Source organism: Actinomadura scrupuli, assembly GCF_050971785.1.
In the GTDB taxonomy this organism is placed as follows: Bacteria; Actinomycetota; Actinomycetes; order Streptosporangiales; family Streptosporangiaceae; genus Actinomadura_E; species Actinomadura_E scrupuli.
Genome location: NZ_JBPCCU010000010.1, coordinates 251,209 through 275,348, shown reverse-complemented (window position 1 = coordinate 275,348; position 24,140 = coordinate 251,209). Strand labels below are relative to the sequence as shown.

Sequence of the window (24,140 nt, the reverse complement as noted above, 5' to 3'; positions counted from 1 at the left end):
CCGGGCGTCCATGCGTCATTTCGCCCGGCTGGCGCCGGCACGGCATCGGCGGCTGTTCCACCGGGAGCCTCAGGCTTTCACCCGCGACGACGATCCGGAGGTGCTCGCCGTCGCCCTCGGTGCCACGCTCTACGCTCCCGCGATCCGGCCCGCGCTCGCGGCCGACATCCGCCGGAGCGCCGGCCGTGGCGTCACCAGCATGGTGATCTGCCTGGAGGACGCCATCGCCGACGACCAGGTGCCGGAGGCGGAGGCCAACCTGGTCGCGCAACTGCGCGAGGCGCACGGCGGCGGTGAGGGCTCACGGCCGCTGCTGTTCATCCGGGTCCGGGCCCCCGAGCAGATCCCCGATATGGTCGCCCGGCTCGGCCCGGCGGCGGAGGACGTCAGCGGGTTCGTGCTGCCCAAGTTCACCGGCTCCTCCGGCGCGGCGTTCCTGGACGCCCTCGCCGGTACGGCGGACGCGACCGGGCTGCGGCTCTACGGCATGCCGGTGATCGAGAGCCCGGAGGCGATCTACCTCGAGTCCCGGGCGGAGACCCTGCACGACATCTCGCTGCTGCTGGCCAAGCACCGGTCACGGGTCCTGGCGGTGCGGCTGGGCGCCACCGACCTGTGCTCGGCCTACGGGCTGCGCAGGCCCCGTGAGCTGACCATCTACGACATCCAGCCGGTCGCCGGCCTGATCTCCGACGTGGTGAACATCCTGGGCCGGGCCGGCAGCGGGTTCGTGATCACCGGCCCGGTCTGGGAGTACTTCGGCAGGACCCGGATGCCCCGGTCGCAGTTCTTCGCCCGGCACGACCGGTGGCGCGGTCTCGGCCTGGACGGCCTGATGCGCGAGGTGCACCTGGACAAGGCCAACGGGCTCACCGGCAAGACCGTGATCCACCCCACCCACGTGGCCGCGGTGCACGCCCTGTCGGTGGTGACGCACGAGGAGTACTGCGACGCCGCCGACATCCTGGCCTCCTTCAACGACGTGGGCGCGGGCGGCGTGCTGGCGAGCCGCTACTCCAACAAGATGAACGAGGCCAAGCCGCACCGGGCGTGGGCGCAGCGGCTCCAGTTGCGGGCGCAGGTGTTCGGGGTCGCCGCCGAGGGCGTCACCGTCGCCGACCTGCTCGACGCCGCGGCGACCGCCGCGTGACCGTCCCCGGGCCGGCCGGGCCGGCCGGGCAGGCCGGGCGGGCCTGGCCGGGCGAATGGGTGGCGGCCCGTCTCGGCGTGCGGGTCGACGGCTCCGGAGGAGCGGGCGCCGGAGCGGGTGCCGGGCCGGTCCGCCTGGCCGACCTGGTGGGGCTGGCCGTGCGCCGCAATCCCCGCCGCGCCCATCTGCTGGTCTCCACCGTGCTGGGCAAGCACGTGCCCGCCGATCCCCGGCTGGTCCACGGCGCGGGCCTGCTGCTCGGCGGCCTGGTCCGCGACGTCCTCACCGGTGCCGGGGCACCCGCCCCCTGGGAGCCGCTGGCGCGGGCGCTGACGGGCGCCCCGGGAGCCGCCGCGGCGTTCCGGGACGGGCTTCGCGCGGCCGCCGGGCCGCCGGTGGAGGCGGTGGTGCTCGGCTACGCCGAGACCGCCACGGGGCTCGGGCACTCGGTCGCCGACGCCCTGGGCGGTGCCCACTACCTGCACTCCACCCGCCGTCCCGTCGACGGTGTCGCCGCCTACGGCGGGTTCGAGGAGGAGCACAGCCACGCCACCGGCCATCTGCTGCTGCCGGGCCCCGGCCATCCGCTGGACACCGGGCTGCCGCTGGTGCTGGTCGACGACGAGCTGTCCACCGGCACCACCGTGCGCAACACCCTGCGGGCCCTGCACGCCGTACGCCCGCGCCGCCACTACGTCGTGGCGTCCCTGGTGGACATGCGCGGGCCGGACGACCGGGCCGCGATGACCGCGCTCGCCGCCGAGCTCGGCGCCCGGGTGGACACGCTCTCCCTCGCCACCGGCCGGGTGCTGCTGCCGCCCGGCATCCTGGACACCGCCGAGCGCCTGCTCACCTCCCTGCGGGTGGGCGACCCGCCGCCCGGCCGCGCGGGCCCGGCGGTCGCCGGAGCGGTGCGGCGGGTCGAGCTCGGGTGGCCGGCGGGCCTGCCGGACGGTGGGCGCCACGGGTTCACCCCGCGGCACCGGGCGCTGCTGGAGCCGGCCCTGCCCGCCATGGCCGGCCGGATCGCCGCCGCCCTGCCGGATTCGGCAAACCCGCCGGGCCTGGCGGGAGAGAAGCCGGGGCGGCCCGGCGACCCGCGGGCGAGAGTGCTCGTTCTGGGCTTCGAAGAGCTGATGTACCTGCCGCTGCGGCTGGCGGAGACGCTCGCCGACTCGCTGGGGACGGCCGAGGTCCGCTTCTCCACGACCACCCGCTCACCGGTGCTGGCGGTCGACGATCCGGGCTACGCCATCCGTACCCGGCTCGCGTTCCCGGCCCACGACGCCCCGGCCGACGGGCCGGGGGAGCGCTACGCCTACAACGTCGCCCCCGGCTCGGACCCGGGACGCGGGTTCGACGCGATCGTGCTGGTGGTCGACCACGCCGCCGACACCCCGGCGCTGCACGCCCCGGGCGGCCTGCTCGCCCTGCTGACGGCGCTCGGCGCGCCGGTGCTGCTGGCCGTGACCCCGCCGCACGCCGCGCACGCCGCGCTCCCCGCGCGCGCCGCGCTCCCCGCGCGCGCCGCGCTCCCCGCGGTGACCGCGGCCCCGGCCGGGCGGCCCGCGGCGGAGCCGGAGCCGCTGCCGCGGCCGCTGCGCGGGCCCGAGTTCGGCAGCTACCGCGCGCAGGACGTCGGCTGGCTGCTCACCGACCTGTCCGGGGTGCGGCTGGAGGCCCCGGCGGAGGAGCGCGAGGAGGCCATCCAGGCGGGCACCGCCCACTACGCCGAGTCGCTGCCGGTGGAGTACCAGCCCGGCCCGGAGTACCAGCGGCTGTTCCACGACGCCCTGCACGCCTCCGCGACCCGGCTGGCGTACGCCGTGGGGCTCATCACCGAGCTGATCCTGGCCGAGCGCGGGCCGGAGACGGTCCTGGTGTCGCTGGCCCGCGCCGGTACCCCGGTGGGCATCCTGGTGCGGCGCTGGGCGGCGTACGCGCACGGCCTCGACCTGCCGCACTACGCGGCCAGCATCGTCCGGGGCCGGGGGATCGACGAGGTGGCACTCCGCTACCTGGCCGCCCGCCACGACCCAGCTCAGGTCATGTTCGTGGACGGCTGGACGGGCAAGGGCGCGATCGCCACCGAGCTGACCGAGGCGCTGGCCGGGCACGAGAAGACGACCGGACGGCGCTTCCCCGACGAGCTCGCGGTGCTGGCCGATCCCGGCCGGTGCGTGCCGATCTTCGGTACCCGCGAGGACTTCCTGATCCCGTCCGCCTGCCTGAACTCCACGGTGTCGGGGCTGGTCAGCCGTACGGTCCTGAACCGCGGCCTGATCGGGCCCGGCGACTTCCACGGCGCCAAGTTCTACGCCGCCCTGGCCGGCGCCGACGTCTCCGCGACGTTCCTCGACACGGTCTGCGCCCGCTTCGGCGCGGTCGCCGGGCGGGTGGCCGCGGACCGGGCCGCGCACGCCGCCGCCGACCGGACACCCGACTGGTCCGGCTGGGCGGCCGTGCGGCGGATCGGCGAGCGGTACGGCATCGGCGACACCAATCTGATCAAACCGGGCGTGGGGGAGACCACCCGGGTGCTGCTGCGCCGGGTGCCGTGGCGGATCCTGGCCCGCGCCGACGCCGGAGCCGAGCTCGCGCACATCCGGCTGCTGGCGGCCGAGCGCGGCGTGCCGGTCGTCGAGGTGGACCCGGAGGGCCTGCCGTACGCCTGTGTGGGCCTGATCAGGCCGATGTCATGACGACCCTCGTGTGCGTGGACCTGGACCGCACCCTGATCTACTCCAGGGCGGCGATGGACGGCGGTGGCCCCGCACCGCAGGAGCCCCCGCTGAGGTGCGTCGAGCTCTACCAGGAGCTCCCGCTGTCCTACGTCACACAGGTCGCCGCGGAGCGGCTCGAACGGCTGGGCGGCGCGGCGCTGCTGGTGCCGACGACGACCCGGACCCCCGAGCAGTACGCCCGCGTGCGGCTGCCCGGCGGGCCGCCACGCTACGCCATCTGCGCCAACGGCGGCCGGCTGCTGGTGGACGGCGTCGAGGACGAGGACTGGTCGGCGCGGGTACGGGCCCGTACCGACGGCTGCGCGTCCCCCGGCGAGGTCTTCGGCCATCTGGCGGAGGTGAGCGGCGACTACGCGTCCCGGCCGCGGATCGCCTCGGAGCTGTTCTGCTATCTGGTCATCGACCGGGCCGCGCCGCCCGCCGCCTGGATCGCCGGCCTGACCGCCTGGTGCGCGGAGCTCGGCTGGACGACGTCGGTGCAGGGCCGCAAGATCTACTGCCTGCCCCGGGCGCTGACCAAGTCGGCGGCGGCGGTCGAGGTGGCCCGCCGGAGCGGCGCGGGCGCGCTGCTGGCCGCCGGTGACTCCCTGCTCGACGGGGAGCTGCTCGAGGCGGCCGACGCGGCGATCCGCCCGGCGCACGGTGAGCTCGCCGAGGCGGGCGGGCTCTCCGCCCGGATCCAGGTCACCGCGGCCCGGGGGGTGGCGGCGGGGGAGGAGATCGCCGGGTGGCTGCTCGACCGGGCCCTCGATCCCACGCTGATTCCCGCCACCGGGCCCTGGCGGACCCTCCCTCCGGACCCCCTCCCCGTCCCGGTGCGCGGAATTTAACCGGCTCCACAGGGTGGCCAGGAAGCTACCGACCGGTCACTCTAAGAGGATGAGCCCTCGTCTGACCGGCGACGAGTCCGTCCTGTGGCAGGCCGCCGCGCGTGTGCTCGACGCGAACTGGACCGGTGCCGCCACGATCCCCTCGCCTGGGCTTTACCCGCACCAGTGGGGGTGGGACTCGGCGTTCGTGTGCATGGGCCTGGCCCGGTACCGCCAGGACCGGGCGGAACAGGAGCTGCTGTCGCTGTTCGGCGGGCAGTGGGCCAACGGGCTGGTGCCGCACATCGTGTTCAACCCGGCGCTGGTGCGGCACGCCTACTTCCCCGGGCCGGAGCTGTGGCGCAGCCGCAAGCAGGCCGCGGCGCCCCGGGACGTCGAGACCTCCGGGATCACCCAGCCGCCGTTGCACGCGCTGGCGGCACTGCGGGTCTACCAGGGCGCCGGTGACGCGGCGGCGGCCCGGGATTTCCTGGTCCGCCTGTACCCGCTGCTGGTGGCCCAGCACCGCTACCTGGCGGAGATCCGCGACATCGCCGGGGGCGGGCTGATGTCGATCTGCCATCCCTGGGAGTCGGGCCTGGACAACAGCCCCGTCTGGGACCGCCCGCTGGCCGCCCTGCAGCTCCCCCCGTCGACGTACGCGTCCTGCCACACCCCCCGGGGCCTGCCCACCGGCACGGACTACGACCGCTATGTCTGGCTGGTCACGACGCTGCGGGACGCCGGGTACCGCGACGAGCACCTGCGCGACGTCCATCCCTTCGCCGTGGAGGATCCGCTGGTCAACGCCGTCTACCTGGCCTCGACCCACGCCCTGGTCGAGATCGCCGGCATCGTCGGCGCGGACCCGGGGCCGCACCGGGAGGCGGCGCTGCGGATCCATGAGGCCCTCCTGGACCGGCTGTGGGACGAGGAGGCGGGCTGTTTCCGGGCGCGGGACCTGCGGGCGGGCCGGCGCCTCCCGGTCGCCACGGTCGCGGCCTTCGGCCCGCTGCTCGACCCGGAGCTGCCGGCCGCGCCGCTGCGCGCGCTGGCCGACCTGCTGCTGTCCGCCCGGTTCGCCGGGGCGGCCGGCTATCCGGTGCCCACCTGCGACATCCAGTCCCCGATGTTCGACCGGTCCTCCTACGGGCGCGGGCCGACCTGGCTCACTATCAACTGGCTGATCTGGCTCGGGGCCTCCGGCCACGGTCTCCCGGTGATCGCCGACCTCATGTACGGGTCGACGCTGCGGCTGGTCCGGCAGTCGGGCTTCCGGGAGTTCTTCGACCCCTTCGACGGCACCGGCAGGGGCAGCAACGACTTCAGCGGGTCCGCGGCCCTGGTCCTCGACCTGCTCGCCGCCCGCCGGGCCCCGCGGGCGGCGTGATCGGCGGCCCCCGGCGGTGCGGGGCCTCGGTAGCGTGGACCCATGAAACCCCGGTGGTCACTCAAGGTCGCCCGGCTGCCCCCGGCCGTGCGCGACGCGCTGTCCCTGCGGCGGGGGGAGCGCGTGCTCGCCCACGCCACGACCCGTGGCGGGTCGTACACCGTGGTCACCGCGGACGCGCTGTACCTGCCCGCCCCGGACGCGGGGTTCGTCCGGCTGCCGTGGGAGCGCATCGAGCGCGCCCAGTGGAAGGACGGCTGGCTGCACATCCGCGAGGTCGGCGGGGACGGCGGGCATCACGTCGGGCTGGCCGAGCCGGGGGCGGTGCCCGGGGCCGTGCAGGAGCGGGTCACCGCGACGATCGTGGTCAGCCAGTACGGCGCGCTGCCCGGCGGGGGCGGGGTCCGCATCGTCGGGCGCCGCGGCCGCGACGGGGGTGAGCCGCGCTGGACGTTCGTGTTCGACGCCGGGCTCGATCCCTCCGATGCCGGGCTGCGCGCCCAGGCGGAGCAGCTGCTGGAGGATCTTCGCCGCCAGACGGGTCTGTGATCGCCCCCAGCCGCCCTGGCCGGGCCCCTCACATCGCCGCGAGGGGCCCGGCCACGACGGCTCCGGGGGCGGTCAAGGACGGGTCGGGGCGGTCGGGGACGGGTGCTCGCGGAGCTCGTCGCCGGTCTGCCGGTGCATGCCCGGGATCTTGTCGGCCTTGTCGCCGAACTTCTCGTGCAGGGTGCCGCTGACCTTCTCGCGCGCCGTACCGACCTTGTCGCCGGCCTGGGCGCGCAGCACCTCGGCGGTCTCCTGCAGCTGGAGGTTCTCGGCGACCCGGTTGGAGGCCCGCTTGATCTGCTCGTAGCGTTCCTTGCCGGCCCGGGTGCCGAGCACGTACCCGACGGCCGCTCCCACGATGAATGTCGCGCGATACTTCATGATTCATCTCCCTGTTGTTCGATCGCGCGTAGACGTACCCAGCAAAAACCGGAGCAGTCCGGCCGGGGGGTGCGGGAGGGCGTGACCTGGGAGCGGCGCGGAGCGAACACCTCTGCGGATGCGCTAATCTAGTCCAGCCGGTGTGCGGAGCAACATCATCGGCATCGACGATCCCGCGTAGCTCAATTGGCAGAGCAGCCGGCTGTTAACCGGCAGGTTAGTGGTTCGAGTCCACTCGCGGGAGCACCGCCCGGCCAGGCGCGGACCACTGCGGTCCGCGCCTTCGTCATGTCCCGCCTGTCGAGTCCCGCCGCCCGGCCTGCCCGACCGCCCCCGGCCTGCCCGACCGCCCCGGATCCTCCCCGTCGTACTGTTGAGGGGAACGTCCAGGTGGGAGCGCATGCGAGTCCACTACGGGGGGCAGGGTGAGCGAACCGGCTGCTCAGGAGATCCCGGCCGCACCGAGCCCGGGCGCCGTCACCCTCGTGGAGGGCACGGCCTTTTGCGTCTGCGGGCCCGGCGGTGACATCACGCCCGGGGGCACCGAAGGGATCTTCTTCCGCGACACCCGCCTGCTGTCGCACTGGGAGCTCCAGATCGACGGCGGACCGGCCGAGCCGATGGCGGTGATACCGGGTGAGCCGTTCTCGGCGACGTTCGTGGGACGGGGGCGGCCGCGGCCGGGCCAGGCGGAGAGCACCCTGCTGGTCACCCGGGCCCGGTACGTAGGCGGGGGCATGCGCGAGGACATCGTGGTGCGGAACCTGTCCCGGGAGCCCGCGGGCCTGCACCTCGTGCTGCGGGCCGAGTCCGATCTCGCCGATCTGTTCGACGTCAAGGCGGGGCTCAGCAGGGAGCGCGGCACGCGCTCGGTGACGGCGGTCGAGGGCGGCCTGCTGATCGTCTCCCAGTTCCGGGACAGGCAGCGCGGGGTACGGGTGAGCGCCACGGGGGCCACGGTGAGCTGCGGCGAGCTGGCCTTCCGGGTGGCCGTGCCGCCCCGTGGCACCTGGGAGACGACCGTGCTGGTGCAGCCGCTGATCGACGGCACCGAGCTGGAGCCGCATTTCCCCACCCACCATCCGATCGAGCACGCCGGCCCGGCACGGCGCCAGAACGCCTGGGAACGGGGCAGCCCCACGGTCTCCACCCTGCACCCGGGCCTGCGCACGGCCCTGCGGCGCAGCCGGGCCGATCTCGGCTCGCTGCGCATCTTCGACCACGAGCGCCCCGACCAGCCGCCGGCCATCGCCGCCGGAGCCCCGTGGTTCATGACCATCTTCGGGCGGGACTCGCTCATCTCCTCCTGGATGACCCTGCCGCTGGACCAGTCGCCGGCCCTCGGCACCCTGCGCGTCCTGGCGGAACTCCAGGGCGAGCGGGTCGACCCGCTGAGCGAGGAGGAGCCGGGCAAGATCATGCATGAGCTGCGCCACGGCGTCGACCTCGGCCTGCTGCACGGCAGGCCGCGCGGCGTGGCCTACTACGGGTCGGTCGACGCCACCCCGCTGTTCGTCATGCTGCTGGGCGAGCTGCGGCGCTGGGGGCTCTACGACGACATCGTCGAGGAGATGCTGCCGCATGCCGACCGGGCCCTGCAGTGGATCGAGGACTACGGCGACCTGGACGGCGACGGCTTCGTCGAGTACCGGCGGAAGACCGATCTCGGCCTGGTCAACCAGGGCTGGAAGGACTCCTTCGACGGCATCAACTTCGCCGACGGCACCCTGGCCCAGCCGCCGATCGCCCTCGCCGAGGCGCAGGGCTACGTCTACGCGGCCTACGTCGCCCGGGCGCACTTCGCGAGGGAGATGGGCGACGAGGTCACCGCCGCCCACTACGTCAACCGGGCCGCGGCGCTGAAGCGGAGCTTCAACGAGGCGTTCTGGCTGCCGGACAAGGGCTGGTACGCCGTGGGCCTGGACCGCGACAAGAGGCCCATCGACGCGCTCGCCTCCAATATGGGCCACTGCCTGCTGACGGGCATCCTCGACTGCGACAAGGCGCCCGCCGTCGCCGACCGGCTGATGAGCCCGGAGATGTTCGCCGGGTGGGGCGTGCGCACGCTCGCCTCCTCGATGGGCGCCTACAACCCGATGAGCTACCACAACGGGTCGATCTGGCCGCACGACAACGCGGTGGTCGCCGCGGGCCTCATGCGGTACGGCTTCGTCGAGCAGGCCCAGCGCATCGCCTTGAGCCTCCTCGACGCGGCCGAGAGCTTCGGCGGGCGGCTGCCGGAGCTGTTCTGCGGCTTCGACCGGTCCGAGTACCGGCGGCCGGTGCCCTACCCCACCTCCTGCTCGCCCCAGGCGTGGGCGGCGGCGACCCCGGTGCACCTGCTCCGGGTGCTGCTGCGGTTCGACCCCGCCATCCCGCACGGGAAGGTGTGGCTCGCGCCCGTGCTGCCGCCCGAGCTGGGAGATCTGCGGATCGACCGGTTCAATCTCGCCGGGAGCCGGGTCTCGATCCACGTGGCGGACGGACGGCTGGAGGTGACGGGGCTGCCGCCGGGCATCGAACTGGTCGAGGAGCCGCGAGCGCCGCTGACCGCGGCGCTGCCCCCCGGCGAGGCGGCATGAGCGGTACCGGCGGGTTGCACCTGGCGCCCGGCGGCCCCTGGCCCGGCGGGCGGCCGGCGACCGCGCCCCGCACCGGCCGGCTGCGCGTCGCGCTGGCCCTGCCGCCCTGGTTCTCGGTGCCGCCGCGGGCCTACGGGGGGATAGAGACGCTGGTCGCCGGTCTCGCCGACGCCCTCATCGAGCGCGGGCACGACGTCGTCATGGTCGCGGCCGGCCGTAACGGCACCCGCGCCCGGCTCCTGCGCACCTACGAGGTGCCGCCCTCGGAGCGGCTGGGCGAATCGTTGCCCGAGGTGCTGCAGGCCGCGTGGATCAGCCATTATCTGGACCACCTCGACGTCGATCTCGTGCACGACCACTCCCTGGCCGGCCCGCTCACCGCGAAGGGCCGCCCCGTCCCGACGGTCGTGACCGCGCACGGCCCGTGCTCGGGGGAGATGGCCGACTACTACCGCCACCTGTCCTCCGTCACCCACCTGGTCGCCATATCGCACGCCCAGCGGCGGCTCGCGGCGGACGTGCGCTGGGCGGGCACGGTGCACAACGGGCTGCGGGTCGCGGACTTCCCCTTTCGCGCCCGCAAGGACGACTACGTCCTGTTCCTGGGCCGGTTCAGCCCTGACAAAGGAGCCCATCTCGCCATCGAGGCGGCCCGGCGGGCGGGCCGGCCGATCGTCCTGGCGGGCAAGATGCTGGAGCCGGTGGAGCGCGCCTACTTCGACGCCGAGGTACGGCCGCGGCTGGGCGCCGGCGCCGAGTTCGTCGGCGAGGCGGACATGCGGGCGAAACGACTGCTCTACGCGGCGGCGCACTGCATGGTGTTCCCGATCACCTGGGACGAGCCGTTCGGCATGGTGATGATCGAGGCGATGGCCTGCGGCACCCCGGTCGTCGCGCTGCGCCGCGGATCCGTGCCCGAGATCGTCGTCGACGGGGTGACCGGATGCGTCCGGGACCACCCGGCGGAGCTGCCCGCGGCGATCGACGCCGCCGGTGCCCTGTCCCCGGTGGCCTGCCGGCGGCATGCCGAACGCCGCTTCGACGTCGCGGTCATGGCCGCCGGATACGAGCGCGTGTACGCGGGGCTCACCGGTGCCCGCGCCACCGCCACAGCCACCCGGCTCGGCGAGGCCGCGCCCACCGGGCGCCCGGCGCGCTGAGGACCCGGACGCGGCCGTCTGCCCCGGCCCGGCTTCGGCCCGGTCTCGGTCTCGGCCCTGGCCTCGGCCCGCCGGGCTACGGCCGCGCGGGCGCCGCCGTCCCGGGGTCGCCGGGCAGCTCGGCCCAGACGACCTTCCCGCCCTCGGTACGGGGCCGTACGCCCCAGCGCGAGGAGAGCAGACCGACCAGCAGCAGTCCCCGGCCGCTCTCGTCGGTCAGGCCCGGATCGCCGGCGACGGGCGTCTCGTCGGAGCAGTCCCACACCTCGATCGTCGGTACGGACCCGGTGAGGTGGGCGCGTACGACGACGTACTGGTCCGGGGCGCACACCCGGACCGCGTTGGTGGCCAGCTCACTGACGATCAGGCGGGCGGTGTCGGCGTCCAGGCCCCAGCCTGCGAAGACGGTCCCGACCAGGTCGCGGGCCTGCCCGACGGCCTCGGGGACCGGCTCGAGCACCATCGTGAAGGGGTCGTCCTGGGTCGGCCGGTGGGTGGTCATGGGGGAGGCCCGTCGCTCGTTCCGGATGTTCGGACTCCCAGGGTGTAGCCGGATGACTACGCTCGGAAGTGCTTTTTGCCGTCTCCTTCAAACGGTCCGGAACTCCGAGACGAGGACATCCCCCATGGGCCGCAGACCGAAAACGATTGATCAGACGCAGTCCGCCGCCGGGTTGTTCGGTGGCCGCATGCGGGCCCTGCGGCTCGAACGCGGCTGGTCGCCCGACGAGCTGGGCCGCGAGCTCAACTGCAGCGCCGAGCACGCGAGCAAGATCGAGCTGGGCAGCCGGGCGCCCGACGAGCACGCCGCGCTGACCCTCGACAAGATCTACGGCACGGGCACGTTCTTCCAGGACGTGCTGCCGCTCGTACTCAAGGAGCGGCTGCCCGAGTCGATCCGGTCACTGGCGGGCCACGAGGGGTCGGCCACGATCATCAAGATCTTCGAACCCACGCTCATCACCGGCCTGTTCCAGATCGAGCCGTACATCCGTGCACTCGTGCTCGCCGACACGGCTCCTCATCTGGTGGACGAGATCGTGGAGGTGCGGTTGCAGAGGCAGGCGGCACTCGAACGTGAACCTCCGCCGCGAGTCCTGGTCATCCTCGACGAGGCGGCGCTGAGGCGGCCCATCAGTGGGCCCGAGGTGATGAAAGCCCAGCTCACCCGATTGCTGGAGGAGATGCGCAAGCCCAACGTCATCCTTCAGGTCATCCCGGCCCGGACCGGCGCACATGTCGGGCTCACGGCCGCGTTCACGCTCTTCTCATTCGACGAGGGGCCGGACGCGGCTTATGTCGTAGGTCCTGGCGGTACGGGCCGGATCGTCAACGACCCGGCTGTCGTGAAACGGCTGGAAGAGTCCTACGATCTGATCAGGTCAGTAGTCCTGCCCGCAAAGGACACAGAACGTCTGATAAGCGAGATTAGGGATGCTCTATGAGTGACTTCGCCGATGCCACCTGGCGCAAGAGCATCCGGAGCAGCGGCCAGCATGATCAGTGCGTCGAGGTCGCGCGGATTCGCGGCACCGTCGGCATCCGGGACAGCAAGGAACCGGCCGGTCCCGTCCTGGTCTTCGCCCGTCCCGAAGTGGCCGCTTTCCTGGCCGCCGTCAAGTCCGATCGCCTGGATCCGTAGGCGTCAGACCTGGGCGGCGCCGCCGTCGACGAAGAGCTCGATGCCGGCGACGAAGCTGCTCTGCTCCGAGGCGAGGAACAGCACGGCCGCGGCGACCTCCTCCGGACGTCCCAGCCGGCCCAGCGGGACCTTACTGATCAGCGCCTCCCGGAGCTGCTCGGCGCCGGCCTCGTCCGCCGCCAGACCGGTGAGCCCGGGCGTGTCGATCGGGCCCGGGCTGACCGCGTTCACCCGGATGGCGCGGCCCTTGAGCTCGGCGGTCAGCGACCGTGCCAGGGACCGGACGGCGGCCTTGGTCGCGCCGTAGACGCTGAAGGCCTCGTTGCCCTCGCTGCCGGCGGTCGAGGACGTCAGGATCACGGAGGCGCCGTCGTTCAGCAGCGGAAGCGCCTTCTGCACGGTGAACAGCGTGCCCTTCACGTTGATGCCGAAGGTCCGGTCGAAGTGCTGCTCGGAGACGTCCTCGATCCGCGCGAACTCGCCGCCGCCCGCGTTGGCGAACAGCACGTCGAGGCCGCGGCCCAGCTCGGCCACGGCGGTGTAGAGCTCGTCCAGGTCGCTCAGGTCGGAGACGTCGCTCTGCACGCCGGTCACGTGGCCGCCGATCCGTGCCACCGCGTCGTCGAGTTCGGCCTTGCGGCGCCCGGTGACGAAGACGTGCGCGCCCTCCTCGGCGAAGCGCCGCGCGGTGGCCAGGCCGATGCCGGTGGTGCCGCCGGTCACGACCGCGACCTTGCCGTCGAGCTGTCCCATGGCCTTCCCCCCGCCGATCGGATCGGTACGTCCTGCCCCGGACTCAGTCGAGGCAATGCCACGGGGGGTCCATGGACGCCTGGGGATGAGCCGGCCGGCGCGGGCGTTGTGACCCGGTTGACAACGCCGAGGGGTAAAAAACGGAGTTGACTCGAAAGTAACCTCCCGGCCCGTGACCGTACGGTCATGGTCACGCGCACGCGCACAGCGCCTCCAGCGCGGGCCATCGACCGAAACGGAGGACTCCCATGACGGCAGCGGCCACGGAGGCCGGCCGGGCTTCGCACCCGGATATCTCCCCCACTCCCGTCCCGCTCTTCGAGCGGGTGGCGATCGTGTTCTTCGTGGTGGGCCCGATCGTCGCCGTACTGTGCGCCGTCCCGTTCTTCTGGGGCTGGGGGCTCGGCTGGACGGACGTCGCGATCTTCGCGGTCCTGTACCCGCTCAACGCCATCGGCATCACGGTGGGCTATCACCGGCACTTCACCCACGGCTCGTTCAAGGCCAAGCGCTGGCTGCGGATCGTGCTCGCGATCCTTGGCGGCCAGTCGATGCAGGGATCGGTGGTCCGCTGGGTGGCCGATCACCGGCGGCACCACAAGTACGCCGACCAGGAGGGCGACCCGCACTCGCCCTGGGCGTACGGCCCGGGGGTGTGGGGGCTGACCAAGGGGCTCTTCCACGCCCACATGGGCTGGCTGTTCAACAAGCACCGCAGCTCGCGCAAGCGCTTCTGCCCGGACCTGCTCGCCGACCGGGACATTCGGTTCCTGTCGCTCAACCCCGTGTACGCCGTGATCGTGCTGTCCACGTTCGCGGTGCCGATGGCGCTGGGCGGGCTGCTGACCCTGTCCTGGCACGGTGCCGTCACCGCGCTGTTCTGGGCCGGGTTCCTGCGCGTCTTCGCCGGTGACCACGTCACCTTCTCGATCAACTCGATCTGCCATGTCTTCGGCGGCGCGGACTTCGCCACCCGGGACCACTCCCGCAACGTCTGGTGGCTGGCCATCCCGTCGTTCGGCGAGTCCTGGCACAACCTGCACCACGCCGACCCCACCAGCGCCCGGCACGGGGTGCTGAAGGGTCAGATCGACCTCAGCGCCCGGGTCATCTGGATCTTCGAGAAGCTCGGCTGGGCCTGGGACGTCCGCTGGCCCGACGAGCAGCGGCTGGCCGCGCGCCGCATCTCCTGAAATCGCCCCTTCTTCACTGGAGCACTCGCATGACCTCTCTGCCGGAACTGGACCGTACCCCGCTCATCAGCCGCCTGGCGCGCTGGGCCCGGGAGTTCCCGGACGACCGCGCCTACACCTTCATGGACTACTCCACCGAGCTCGACGGTGTACGGATCGACGTCTCCTGGAGCGAGCTGGAGCGGCGCGTCGACGCCGTCGCTGCGGCACTGCGCCAGGTCAGCGAGCCCGGCGAGCGGGTCGCGATCCTGGCCCCCCAGTGCATGGACTACGTCGTCGCCTTCTTCGGCGCGATGCGGGCCCGCCTGATCGCGGTCCCGCTGTTCTCCCCGGACCTGCCCGGCCACGCCGAACGCCTGCTGGCGGTCTACACCGACGCCGATCCCGAGTGCGTCGTCACGACCTCCTCGGTGCTCCCGCAGGTGGAGGCGTTCCTGGACGGCAACCCGGTGCCGCGTCCCAAGCAGATCATCGCCGTGGACACCCTGGAGCCGGGCGCTCCGTGGTCGCCGGAGGAGATCGACCCGGACGAGGTCGCCTACCTCCAGTACACCTCCGGCTCCACCCGGGTGCCCGCCGGAGTGATCATCACGCACGGCAACCTGGCCGCCAACGCCGAGCAGCTGTGGGCGGCGTTCGAGGGCGCCCCCCGGGTCTCGACCGGGGTGATGTGGCTGCCGATGTTCCACGACATGGGGCTGGTCTCGATCTGCGGCCTGCCGATGGTCTACGGCAACGCCGGGGCGTTCATGGACCCGGTGGCGTTCATCATGCGGCCGGTGCGCTGGCTGCAACTGCTCAGCGAGTACGACGACGTCTACACCGGCGGTCCCAACTTCGCCTACGAGTACCTCACCGCCACGGTCACGGCGGAGGAGAAGCGGGACCTCGACCTGAGCGGCGTCTCGGTCTTCATGAACGGCGCCGAGCCGATCCGGCCGGGCACGCTCGACGCCTTCTTCGAGGCGTTCCAGGAGTGCGGGGTCAAGCCGGAGTCCCAGGTCCCCGCGTACGGGCTGGCCGAGGCGACCGTCTACGTCACCGCCGCCCGCAAGGACCGGCTGCCGACCACGACCGCCTTCGACTCGGAGGGGCTCACCCAGGGAGTGGCCCGGCCCTGCCCGGAGGGCTCGGACCAGGCGACGACCCTGGTCGGCTGCGGTCCCACCTGGGGCCAGCACGTGCTCATCGTGGACCGTGACACCCGGGTGCCGCGCCCGGAGGGCCACGTCGGCGAGATCTGGGTGCACGGCCCCAACGTCACCAAGGGCTACTGGGGCCGGCCCGAGCAGACCCAGGAGGTCTTCGCCGCGACCCTGGCGGCGCCCATGCAGGACGAGGTCCCGGAGGGGCCCTGGCTGCGCACCGGCGACCTGGGCTTCTGGTGGGGCGGTGAGCTCTACGTCACCGGCCGGATCAAGGACCTCATCATCGTCGACGGCCGCAACCACTACCCGCAGGACATCGAGCACACCGTCCACAACGTGCACGAGGCGATCCGCCGTGACTACGTCGCGGCGGTCCCGGTCAGCGCGCAGGACATCGGCGGCGACACCGAGGGCGTCGTCGTCATCGCCGAGCGCAACCGCCGGTTCCCCATCGCCCACCTGGACCCCGAGCAGATCGCCCAGGCCGCCCGTGCCGCGGTCAAGGCCGAGCACGACGTGCGGCTGCACGACTTCGTGCTCATCGAGCCCGGCACCCTGCCCCGCACCAGCAGCGCGAAGATCGCCCGCTCCGCCTGCCGCCAGGCCTACCTGGACGGCTCCCTCACCCGCACCGACCTCTGACACCCGCGGAGGTCCTGAGTCTGATCAGGTGGCGGTGCGGAGGCGGTGGGCGGTGGCGGCCATCAGCAGGGAGGCGTGCACGTCCGGGTCGGTGACCGAGTAGCCGAGCAGGGTCTCGATCCGCTGGAGCCGCTGGTAGAACGACTGGCGGCCCAGGTGGAGGGCGCCCGCGGCGCGGGTGGCGCTGCTGCCGTGCAGGAGGAACACCTCCAGGGTGCGCACCAGGTCGGAGCGGTGTGCCGCGTCCCAGGCGACCAGCGGCGCGATCGTACGGCGGACCAGCTGGTCCAGGTGCCCGGTGTCGCCGCTGCGGGTCAGCTCCAGGTCGAGGGCGAGGGAGCGGGCGGTCGAGAGCCGGGCCGCGGGGCGCAGGCCGAGGACGGCCCGGGCGTCGCGCAGTGAGCCGCCCAGGTCGCCGAGCTCGGTGGCGGAGTGGCCGATCGCGACCCGTACGTGGGAGGCGCCGAGCCGGCGCAGCGCCTCGTCGACGGCCTGGTGCGCCGCCCCCGCCGCGTCCACCACCCCTCGCGGGACGGTCAGCACGCCCAGCACCAGCCGCGACACCCGGCCGCGCAGCGCCTGGGTGTGCAGGATCACCGCGGCCCGGTCCAGCACCGCGAGCGCCGCCGAGACCTCCACGGCGTCGGCGGCGACCCCGACGAGCTGATGGTCCGCGCCGGGCTGGAAGCCGGCCAGCGCCGCCCGTACGGTGCCCTCGGCGCGGCCCGCGACGTTGTCCTCGATCAGATCGGTGAGCAGCGCCGACGCCTGCCGGTCCCGCGCGCTGGGCGGGCTTCCGGTGCGCAGCATGCCGAGCGCCAGCGCGACCGCCGTGCGGTCCAGCGCGTCGGCCAGATCCTCCGCGGGCAGGGCCGAGCCGGAGCCCGCCACGAGCCGCCCCCAGACCGAGCCGTGCAGCGTGACCGGGGCCTCCGCGGCGGCCTCACCGGCCACCTGCCAGGCCTGCCGGTCGCCGGTGACGCCGTGCGCGGCCACCAGCGCGCCGTTCTCGGCGACCAGCACCAGCGGGGTGCCCAGCGACTCCGCCGCGGTCGCGAGGACGCCGGGGACGCCCGCCCCGGCGATCAGGGCCTCGTTCAGCGCCCGGCTGATCGAGTCGCCCAGCCGCAACCGCTGCCCGGAGCGGTCCACGATCAGGGTGTTGGCGGCCTCGGCGATCCGGATGAACGGCACCACCGAGCGCAGCAGGATGAAGGGCAGCTCCTGGCGGCGGGCCTCGTCCACCAGCTCGCGCGGCACCTCGGGGAAGGTGCGGCCCAGCTCCAGCGCCACCCCGGCCACCCCGCGGGACGCCAGCTCGCGCAGGTAGTGCCGGCGGGCGCCCGCGTCGGTGCCGGCCAGGCCCAGGCCGGTGGTGAGCAGCAGTTCGCCCCCGGTCAGCAGCGGCCCGATCTCGAAGATCTCGCTGGAGTGCACCCACCGCACCACCCGGTCCAGGGACCGCTCCCCGGCGAGCACCTCGGGGCTGGCGTCGCGGAGCGCCTCCAGCGACAGCACGTCGCGCAGCCTCAGCGGCATCGGGTCCTCCTCGTACGCGATCGCCCCGTACGGATGGTCTCGTACGAATCCTTACTTACGGAACGTCGCGGAGCACCGCCTATAGTACGGACGTTCTGTCAGTTCCCGGGCGGCCGGTGATTGTTCATAGTGAGCGGGTGGCCATAGACACCAACGAATCGGTCCTCGAACCGGCCGGTCTGCTGCGGGTCGCCCTCGACGAGGCGCGTACCGGGCTGGCGGAGGGCGGCATCCCGATCGGGGCGGCGCTGTTCGCCGCCGACGGCCGGCTGCTCGGCCGCGGTCACAACCGCCGGGTCCAGGACGACGACCCCTCCGTGCACGGGGAGACCGCGGCCTTCCGCGCCGCCGGCCGGCAGCGCACCTACCGGGGCACGACCATGGTGACGACCCTGTCCCCCTGCTGGTACTGCAGCGGGCTGATCCGCCAGTTCGGCATCTCCCGGGTGGTCGTCGGCGAGGCTCGGACCTTCACGGGCCAGCACGAGTGGCTGGCCCGGCACGGCGTCGAGGTGGTGCTGCTCGACGACCCCGAGTGCGTCGCCCTGATGACGGACTTCATCAAGGACCGCCCCGACCTGTGGTTCGAGGACATCGGAGAGGAACCCACCCCATGAGCGCCGTGCCCGTCATCGACCTCACGCCCTGGTTCCACGGCGACGACGCCGGCCGCCGGCGGGTCGCGGAGCAGGTCGACACCGCCCTGCGCGAGATCGGCTTCCTGCTCGTCACCGGCCACGGGGTGCCCGCCGGCCTGCGCGCCGAGGTCCGTACCGCGGCCCGGCGCTTCTTCGCGCTGCCGGAGGAGACCAAGCGGCGGTACGCCGTCACCGTCGGAGAGCGCGGCTGGCTGCCGCCCGGGGTGGAGGCCAACGGCTACGCGGAGGGCACCGAGACCCCGCCGGACCTCAAGGAGACCTTCGCCGTCGGCGCGGACCAGCCGACCGGCGACCCCGCGATCGACGCCGACTGGTTCCGCGAGAACGTCTACCCCGCCGAGGTGCCCGAGCTGGAAGCCCTGATCGTCGACTACCTGGGCCGGATGCGCGCGCTCGCCGGCCAGCTGCTGGAGCTGTGCGCCGCCGCGCTCGGGCTGGCCCCCGGCTTCTTCACCTCCAGGGCCGACCACCCCTCGTACACGATGAACATCAACCGCTACCCGCCGCTGTCCCAGCTGGGGGAGCCGGAGCCGGGGCAGTTCCGGATCGGCCCGCACACCGACTTCGGCACCGTCACCATCCTCGACCGCCAGCACGGGGTGGGCGGCCTGCAGGTCTACACCCGCGACGGCGAGTGGGAGACCGCGCCGTACGTCGAGGACTCCTTCACCATCAACATCGGGGACCTGCTCGCCCGCTGGACCGGCGACCGGTGGAAGTCCAACCGGCACCGGGTGCTGCCGCCCGACCCCAGCGCCCCCGACGAGGAGCTGATCTCCCTCATCTACTTCTACGAGGTCAACCCCGGCGCCCTGATCGAGTCCCTCGGCGCACCGGTCGGCACAGTCGCGTACGAACCCGTCCGGGCGGCCGACTACCTCATGGACAAGCTCAACGCCATCACCATCGGCTGAACCGGTCCCGATCCCCTCCCACCCCGGCACAGCGAAACCCCGGCCCAGCGAAACCCCCGGCACAGTGAAAGGCACGCGCATGACGGTCATCCAAGACCCGGACCCGGGCGTCGTCGTCCGGGAGGGGGAGTACGGCACCAGAGTCACGACCATCGAGCCCGGCGGGGTGGAGTTCATCCCGCTCGCCGAACGGCACGGCCGGCCCCGCCAGCTGTTCTGGACCTGGACCTCTCCCAACCTCGAGTTCGCGACCATCTTCGTGGGCGTGCTGTCCATCGCCGCGTTCAACCTGAGCTTCTGGCAGGCGGCGCTGGCGCTGGCCCTCGGCAGCGGGCTCGGCGCCGTCACGCACGGCCTGCTCTCGGCGGAGGGGCCCCGGCACGGGGTGCCGCAGATGGTGCTCGGCCGGCTGTCCTTCGGCTTCCTCGGCAACGCCCTCCCGGCCGGGCTGAACGCGGTCGTCGCGGGCATCGGCTGGTTCTCGGTCAACAGCGTCAGCGGGACGCTGGCGCTGAACACGCTCACCGGCATGCCCAAGCCGCTCTGCCTGCTCATCGTGGTCGCGGCGATGGTCGTCATCGGGTTCTTCGGCCACAACCTGGTGCAGGCCTTCGAGAAGTACGCCTTCCCCCTGCTGGCGGTGATCTTCGCGATCGCCGCGGTGGTCATCCTGTCGAAGTCGCACCCCGGGCACGCCGGTGGTCCCGGCGGGGGCACGGGCGGCTTCCTGCTCACGGTGGGCGCCGCGTTCGGGTACGCCGCCGGCTGGAACCCCTACGCCGCCGACTACACGCGCTATCTGGCGCCGGACGCCGGCAAGCGGGCCGTCGGGCTCGCCGCCGGGCTGGGCCTGTTCCTGTCCTGCACCCTGCTGGAGATCGTCGGCGCCGCCTCCGCGACCATCGGCGGCAACGCGCTGGGCGACCCGACCGGCGTCTTCACCGGGCACCTGCCGGACCTGCTCGGCAAGCTGACCCTGCTGGCCATCACCATCGGCGCGATCGCGGCGAACGCCCTCAACGTCTACTCCGGCTCCATGTCGTTCGTGGCCATGGGCGTGAAGCTGCCGCTCGCGCTGCGCCGTGCGATCGTCGCCGGGGCCTTCGGCGGCATCGGCCTGGTGATGGCCTACTTCGGGCTGGAGGACGCCGGCGCGAAGTACGAGGGCTTCCTGCTGGTGATCGCGTACTGGATCGGGCCGTGGCTCGGGGTCGTGCTCGTCGACCAGCTGCTGCGGCACGGCCGAGACACCGGCGCCCAGCTGTTCGACCGGCACTACAGCAACTGGGCGGGCCCGATCGCGATGGTCGCCGGCGTGGTCCTGTCGGTCTGGCTGTTCTCCAACCAGCAGAAGTACGTCGGCCTGGTCGCCAAGGAGTTCCCATCCATCGGCGACATCGCCTTCGAGATCGGGTTCGTCATCTCCGCCGTGGTCTATCTGGCACTCCGCCCTCTCCTGGCCAAACCCGCCACCCCCGACCAGCCCAACCCCTGACCACCTTCGACCACCCCTTCGTGATCATGCAATCGATCGTCGAACGATTGCATGATCACGAAGGGGTGAGGTGGGGGAAGGTGGGCGGGTGGGCGGCCCGCGCGATCACCTGGCCGAGCTCCTCGTCGGTCAGGACGCGCGGCTCACCGATCATCTTGGCCCGGACGTAGACCCCGCACAGCCACTCCAGCAGCCGGGCCCCCTCGTAGGCGTCCTCCAGGTCGTGGCCGATGGCCACCCCGCCGTGGTTGGCCAGGAGGGCGGCCCGCTTGCCGCCGGCCATCGCGGTACGGACGTTCGCGGCGAGCTCGGGCGTCCCGTACGTGGCGTACTCGGCGACCCTGACCACACCGCCGAGCAGCAGCGCGTTGTAGTGGATCGGCGGCAGCTCGGTCATGGTCGTCGCGACCACCACCCCGTAGGTCGAGTGCGTGTGCACGATCGCCGTGGCGCCGGTCTCGGCGTACAGGGCCAGGTGCATCGGGGTCTCCGAGGACGGCTGCCGCGCCCGCCCCCCGCGCGGCGCCGGCGCCGCGCCCGGCGGCTCGCCCAGGCCGCGCGGCTCCGGGCGCGTGCCCCCGGGGGAGTCCCCGCCCTCGCCCGGTGCGCGGCTCTCCACCAGGTGACCCTCGAGGTCGATCACCGGGCAGTCGCCGGGGGTGAGCCGGTCCAGCATCAGCCCGCCGGGGGAGACCGCCACCAGGTCTCCGGAGCGGACGCTGATGTTGCCCGCCGATCCGGTGACCAGACCGGTCTCGGCCATCCGCCGCCCGATCGCGCAGAGTTCGCGCCGTTCCTCCGCCAACAGCATATGAATCCTTCTCACGTTGAATGATCTCCCGTACGCTACGACCCGTACCGCCGTGGCGGGGCACCGCCCCCGGTCAGCGGCCGGGGGGCCGGGCCGGCCGGGCTCGTGGCGGGCGCCGTGACGTTGGGAGTGCGTGTTGACCGTCGTGACCCTGGGAGTGCACATCGTCGATGTGCTGACCCGCCCGGTGGAGGCGATTCCGCCCGGCCAGGACACCGTGCTGGTGGACCAGATCCGGCTCACCGCCGCGGGCTCGGCCGCCGGGACCGCCGTGGACCTGGCCAAGCTCGGGAACGACGTCGTGTCGGTGGGCGCCATCGGCGACGACGAGCTCGGCGACTTCCTGGTGGCCGTCATGACCCGGCACGGCGTCGACGTCGGCCGGCTGGCCCGGCGCGGCACCGACCAGACCAGCGCCTCGATCCTGCCCATCCGGCCGGACGGCGGGCGGCCGTCCTTCCACGTGCCGGGCGCCAACCTGACCGTCTCCCCGGCCGACGTCGACCCGGCCCTGCTGGCCGCCGCCGACGTCGTGCACCTCGGCGGCCCCGACGTCACCTTCGCCCTCAACGATCCGGCCTTCTTCGAGGTGCTGACGGCGGCCCGGGCCGGCGGCACCGTGGTCACCATGGACCTGCTGTCCAACCTGACCGATCTCGTGCGGGCCACCGCGGCCTTCCTTCCCCATGTCGACTTCTTCCTTCCCAACCAGGAGCAGGCCCTCGCTATGACGGGCGAGGCCGACCCCGAGACCGCCGCCCGGCGGCTGCTCGGCCAGGGCCCGCGCGGGGTGATCATCACCCTCGGCGACGAGGGCAGCCTCATCGCCACGGCGGAGGGCCTCACCCGGCTGCCCGCCCTGAAGGTCGACGTGGTGGACACCACCGGCTGCGGCGACGCCTACTGCGCCGGCTTCATCACCGGGCTGGTGCACGGGAAGGATGTCCTGGAATCGGCCCGCTGGGGCACCGCCGCGGCGGCGACGGTCGCCCAGGGTCTCGGCTCCGACGCCTGCCTCACCGACCTGGACGCGGTCCTCGCCCTCCTTCCCTGACCAGCCCCGGGCCGGAGCGGGGATTAGGAGGGACGGGCGGCGAGTTCGAGGAGCTCGTCGAAGCCCGCGCGGATGCCCTTGGCCAGGATCTCCAGATCGGGCATGCCGTCGAAGTCCCCGGAGAGGCCGAAGTTGAGCTTGCCGAGGTAGGAGAAGATCGCGGTGGCGATGCGGATGCCGCCGGTCAACGGCACGTACGGGTGCATCTCGACGACCTGACGGCCCAGGCAGTAGAGCGGGAACGGCGGCCCCGGGATGTTGGTGGTCACGGTCTGCACGATCGGGTTGCGCAGCCGTACCGGGGTGCGGGCGCCCAGCGCCAGCAGCGCGGGGGCCACCGCCGTGTCGGTGAGCCGGGTGATCCCCGTCGTGCTGATCTCCTGCCGGGTCCGTTTGAGATCGTCCATCTGGCTGCGGATCAGTGCCAGCCGTTCGAGGGGGTCCGGCTCACCGCAGGGCAGGTTGACGAACACCGCCGACACCCGGTTGTTCAGCTGGCCCTTCTCGTCGGTGGTCCGGAGCGACACCGGCACGGCGGTGCGCACCACCGTGTCCGGGGCCAGCTCCCCGCGGCCGTTCAGCTGATCGCGGAAGCCGCTGGTCACCGCGGCCAGGACCACGTCGTTCACCGTCCCGCCGAACGCCTTGCGGATGGTCCGTACCTCGCCCAGATCGCCCTGCACCCAGCACCAGCGCCGGTGCGGGCCGATCGGCCCGTTCAGGGAGGCCGCGGACGGGCTGAGGAACCTGCCGAGCGCGCGCGACAGGCCGACGGCGAAGCCGCCCAGCTCCCGGGTGTTGCCGGCGTTGCGGGCCAGCCGGAGGACGTCGTTGACCACGCTCTGCGGCTGCTCCAGGGAGTGCCGGACGGTGTTGAGCAGCAGCGCGGTCCCGGACGGTTCGGGTTTCGGCTTCCACTCCTCGGCTTCGGGCAGCGGTGCCGGGTCCGGGCTCATCTCGAAGATCACAGTCATCAGGTCCATGCCGGCGACCCCGTCGACCATGCAGTGGTGGACCTTGGCGATGAGCGCCCAGCGTCCTTCCTGCAGGCCCTCGACCAGCCAGATCTCCCAGAGCGGCTTGCTGGGGTCGAGCCGCTGGCCGAGGACCCGACCGGCGAGGTTGCGCAGCTGCTCGTCGCTGCCGGGAGACGGGAGCGCCGTATGACGGATGTGGTAGAGGATCTGGAAGTGCGGATCGTCGGTCCAGACGGGCCGGCCCAGGTGAAGCGGGATGGATCGGACGCGCTGCCGGTACCGCGGCACTTGAGGCAGTTTCGACATGATCAGCCGGACCAGATCCCCGTACGAGGGGGCGGGCCCGTCGAAGACGATCACCGACGCCACGTGCAGCGGGGTGTTCTCGTCCTCGAGGAGATAGAAGCTCGCGTCCAGGCCGCTCATCTGATGCACGGATCACCAAACTCTCCGCCGCCCGGCTCCGGGGTGGGATAAGGACACCTGCAAGCACGGTGGCGCTCCGACCGAGCAGGGGAGAACGGTCGTGCCCTCGGCACTGACTGATC

At 72.9% G+C, this 24,140-nt stretch carries 21 protein-coding genes and 1 tRNA gene; 16 read left to right on the top strand and 6 right to left on the bottom strand.

Features of this window, described 5'->3' with window-relative positions:
* Window positions 1–10 precede the first annotated feature (10 nt).
* Genes ACRYCC_RS35530 through ACRYCC_RS35510 form a run of 5 tightly spaced genes read left to right on the top strand, consistent with a single transcriptional unit; the run spans window position 11 to window position 6,642 of the window.
* Window positions 11–1,150 (top strand): HpcH/HpaI aldolase/citrate lyase family protein, encoded by a 1,140-nt coding sequence (locus tag ACRYCC_RS35530; RefSeq protein ID WP_433818321.1) that lies wholly within the window; start codon window positions 11–13, stop codon window positions 1,148–1,150.
* Window positions 1,147–3,852, top strand: a complete 2,706-nt coding sequence (locus ACRYCC_RS35525) for a phosphoribosyltransferase (RefSeq protein ID WP_433818320.1) — start codon at window positions 1,147–1,149, stop codon at window positions 3,850–3,852. The genes ACRYCC_RS35530 and ACRYCC_RS35525 overlap by 4 nt, the downstream gene beginning before the upstream one ends.
* The gene (locus tag ACRYCC_RS35520; RefSeq protein WP_433818318.1) at window positions 3,849–4,724 is read left to right on the top strand and encodes an HAD family hydrolase; all 876 of its coding nucleotides are present in this window, start codon (window positions 3,849–3,851) and stop codon (window positions 4,722–4,724) included. Before ACRYCC_RS35525 ends, ACRYCC_RS35520 begins: the two co-directional genes overlap by 4 nt.
* A 49-nt stretch (window positions 4,725–4,773) precedes the next feature.
* Window positions 4,774–6,093 carry an MGH1-like glycoside hydrolase domain-containing protein gene (locus tag ACRYCC_RS35515; protein ID WP_433818317.1) on the top strand — a complete coding sequence of 440 codons (1,320 nt, stop codon included), beginning with the start codon at window positions 4,774–4,776 and terminating at the stop codon, window positions 6,091–6,093.
* A gap of 42 nt (window positions 6,094–6,135) precedes the next feature.
* Window positions 6,136–6,642: a hypothetical protein gene (locus tag ACRYCC_RS35510; RefSeq protein WP_433818315.1), complete on the top strand. Its 507-nt coding sequence runs from the start codon at window positions 6,136–6,138 to the stop codon at window positions 6,640–6,642.
* 72 nt (window positions 6,643–6,714) lie between these two features.
* On the opposite strand, the gene ACRYCC_RS35505 is transcribed toward ACRYCC_RS35510, so the two are convergent.
* Window positions 6,715–7,023, bottom strand: coding sequence for a YtxH domain-containing protein (locus tag ACRYCC_RS35505; RefSeq protein ID WP_433818314.1), 309 nt, complete (start codon window positions 7,021–7,023; stop codon window positions 6,715–6,717).
* A 171-nt stretch (window positions 7,024–7,194) separates the two neighbouring features.
* Here ACRYCC_RS35505 and ACRYCC_RS35500 point away from each other — a divergent pair.
* From ACRYCC_RS35500 to ACRYCC_RS35490, 3 genes are all read left to right on the top strand, one after another.
* Window positions 7,195–7,267: transfer RNA gene (locus tag ACRYCC_RS35500), tRNA-Asn, on the top strand.
* Window positions 7,268–7,448: 181 nt separating this feature from the next.
* On the top strand, window positions 7,449–9,605 hold the full coding sequence (locus ACRYCC_RS35495; RefSeq protein WP_433818313.1) for an amylo-alpha-1,6-glucosidase: 2,157 nt from the start codon (window positions 7,449–7,451) through the stop codon (window positions 9,603–9,605).
* The gene (locus ACRYCC_RS35490; protein WP_433818312.1) at window positions 9,602–10,765 is read left to right on the top strand and encodes a glycosyltransferase family 4 protein; all 1,164 of its coding nucleotides are present in this window, start codon (window positions 9,602–9,604) and stop codon (window positions 10,763–10,765) included. Before ACRYCC_RS35495 ends, ACRYCC_RS35490 begins: the two co-directional genes overlap by 4 nt.
* A 76-nt stretch (window positions 10,766–10,841) precedes the next feature.
* Here the strand turns inward: ACRYCC_RS35490 and ACRYCC_RS35485 are convergent, their stop codons facing one another.
* Window positions 10,842–11,267 (bottom strand): ATP-binding protein, encoded by a 426-nt coding sequence (locus ACRYCC_RS35485; protein WP_433818311.1) that lies wholly within the window; start codon window positions 11,265–11,267, stop codon window positions 10,842–10,844.
* Window positions 11,268–11,391: 124 nt separating this feature from the next.
* Between ACRYCC_RS35485 and ACRYCC_RS35480 the strand changes: the two genes are divergently transcribed.
* Both ACRYCC_RS35480 and ACRYCC_RS35475 read left to right on the top strand, forming a co-directional pair.
* Entirely contained in the window at window positions 11,392–12,210 is an 819-nt protein-coding gene (locus tag ACRYCC_RS35480; RefSeq protein WP_433818310.1) for a helix-turn-helix domain-containing protein, read from the top strand.
* Complete coding sequence (locus ACRYCC_RS35475) at window positions 12,207–12,407, top strand: DUF397 domain-containing protein (protein WP_433818309.1); 201 nt, start codon at window positions 12,207–12,209, stop codon at window positions 12,405–12,407. The genes ACRYCC_RS35480 and ACRYCC_RS35475 overlap by 4 nt, the downstream gene beginning before the upstream one ends.
* 3 nt (window positions 12,408–12,410) lie before the next feature.
* On the opposite strand, the gene ACRYCC_RS35470 is transcribed toward ACRYCC_RS35475, so the two are convergent.
* The gene (locus tag ACRYCC_RS35470; protein ID WP_433818307.1) at window positions 12,411–13,160 is read right to left on the bottom strand and encodes a glucose 1-dehydrogenase; all 750 of its coding nucleotides are present in this window, start codon (window positions 13,158–13,160) and stop codon (window positions 12,411–12,413) included.
* 248 nt (window positions 13,161–13,408) lie between these two features.
* On the opposite strand from ACRYCC_RS35470, the gene ACRYCC_RS35465 reads away from it, so the two are divergent.
* Window positions 13,409–14,353 (top strand): acyl-CoA desaturase, encoded by a 945-nt coding sequence (locus ACRYCC_RS35465; protein WP_433818306.1) that lies wholly within the window; start codon window positions 13,409–13,411, stop codon window positions 14,351–14,353.
* Window positions 14,354–14,382: 29 nt separating this feature from the next.
* Window positions 14,383–16,143 (top strand): fatty acyl-AMP ligase, encoded by a 1,761-nt coding sequence (locus ACRYCC_RS35460; protein ID WP_433818305.1) that lies wholly within the window; start codon window positions 14,383–14,385, stop codon window positions 16,141–16,143.
* 24 nt (window positions 16,144–16,167) lie between these two features.
* Here ACRYCC_RS35460 and ACRYCC_RS35455 read toward each other — a convergent pair whose 3' ends face one another.
* Window positions 16,168–17,682, bottom strand: a complete 1,515-nt coding sequence (locus ACRYCC_RS35455) for a PucR family transcriptional regulator (protein WP_433818304.1) — start codon at window positions 17,680–17,682, stop codon at window positions 16,168–16,170.
* A 137-nt stretch (window positions 17,683–17,819) separates the two neighbouring features.
* Here ACRYCC_RS35455 and ACRYCC_RS35450 point away from each other — a divergent pair, with 137 nt between their 5' ends.
* The 3 genes from ACRYCC_RS35450 to ACRYCC_RS35440 all read left to right on the top strand — a co-directional run bounded on the left by ACRYCC_RS35450 (window position 17,820) and on the right by ACRYCC_RS35440 (window position 20,750).
* Complete coding sequence (locus tag ACRYCC_RS35450) at window positions 17,820–18,299, top strand: nucleoside deaminase (RefSeq protein WP_433818303.1); 480 nt, start codon at window positions 17,820–17,822, stop codon at window positions 18,297–18,299.
* The gene (locus tag ACRYCC_RS35445; protein ID WP_433818302.1) at window positions 18,296–19,255 is read left to right on the top strand and encodes an isopenicillin N synthase family dioxygenase; all 960 of its coding nucleotides are present in this window, start codon (window positions 18,296–18,298) and stop codon (window positions 19,253–19,255) included. Before ACRYCC_RS35450 ends, ACRYCC_RS35445 begins: the two co-directional genes overlap by 4 nt.
* Window positions 19,256–19,334: 79 nt before the next feature.
* A complete protein-coding gene (locus ACRYCC_RS35440; protein WP_433818301.1) occupies window positions 19,335–20,750 on the top strand; it encodes a purine-cytosine permease family protein in 1,416 nt (471 codons plus the stop codon).
* A gap of 55 nt (window positions 20,751–20,805) precedes the next feature.
* Here ACRYCC_RS35440 and ACRYCC_RS35435 read toward each other — a convergent pair whose 3' ends face one another.
* Window positions 20,806–21,561, bottom strand: a complete 756-nt coding sequence (locus ACRYCC_RS35435) for a class II aldolase/adducin family protein (RefSeq protein ID WP_433818300.1) — start codon at window positions 21,559–21,561, stop codon at window positions 20,806–20,808.
* A 145-nt stretch (window positions 21,562–21,706) separates the two neighbouring features.
* On the opposite strand from ACRYCC_RS35435, the gene ACRYCC_RS35430 reads away from it, so the two are divergent.
* Window positions 21,707–22,615 (top strand): carbohydrate kinase family protein, encoded by a 909-nt coding sequence (locus tag ACRYCC_RS35430; RefSeq protein ID WP_433818464.1) that lies wholly within the window; start codon window positions 21,707–21,709, stop codon window positions 22,613–22,615.
* 23 nt (window positions 22,616–22,638) lie between these two features.
* Here ACRYCC_RS35430 and ACRYCC_RS35425 read toward each other — a convergent pair whose 3' ends face one another.
* A complete protein-coding gene (locus ACRYCC_RS35425; protein WP_433818462.1) occupies window positions 22,639–24,018 on the bottom strand; it encodes a WS/DGAT/MGAT family O-acyltransferase in 1,380 nt (459 codons plus the stop codon).
* Window positions 24,019–24,140 lie beyond the last annotated feature (122 nt).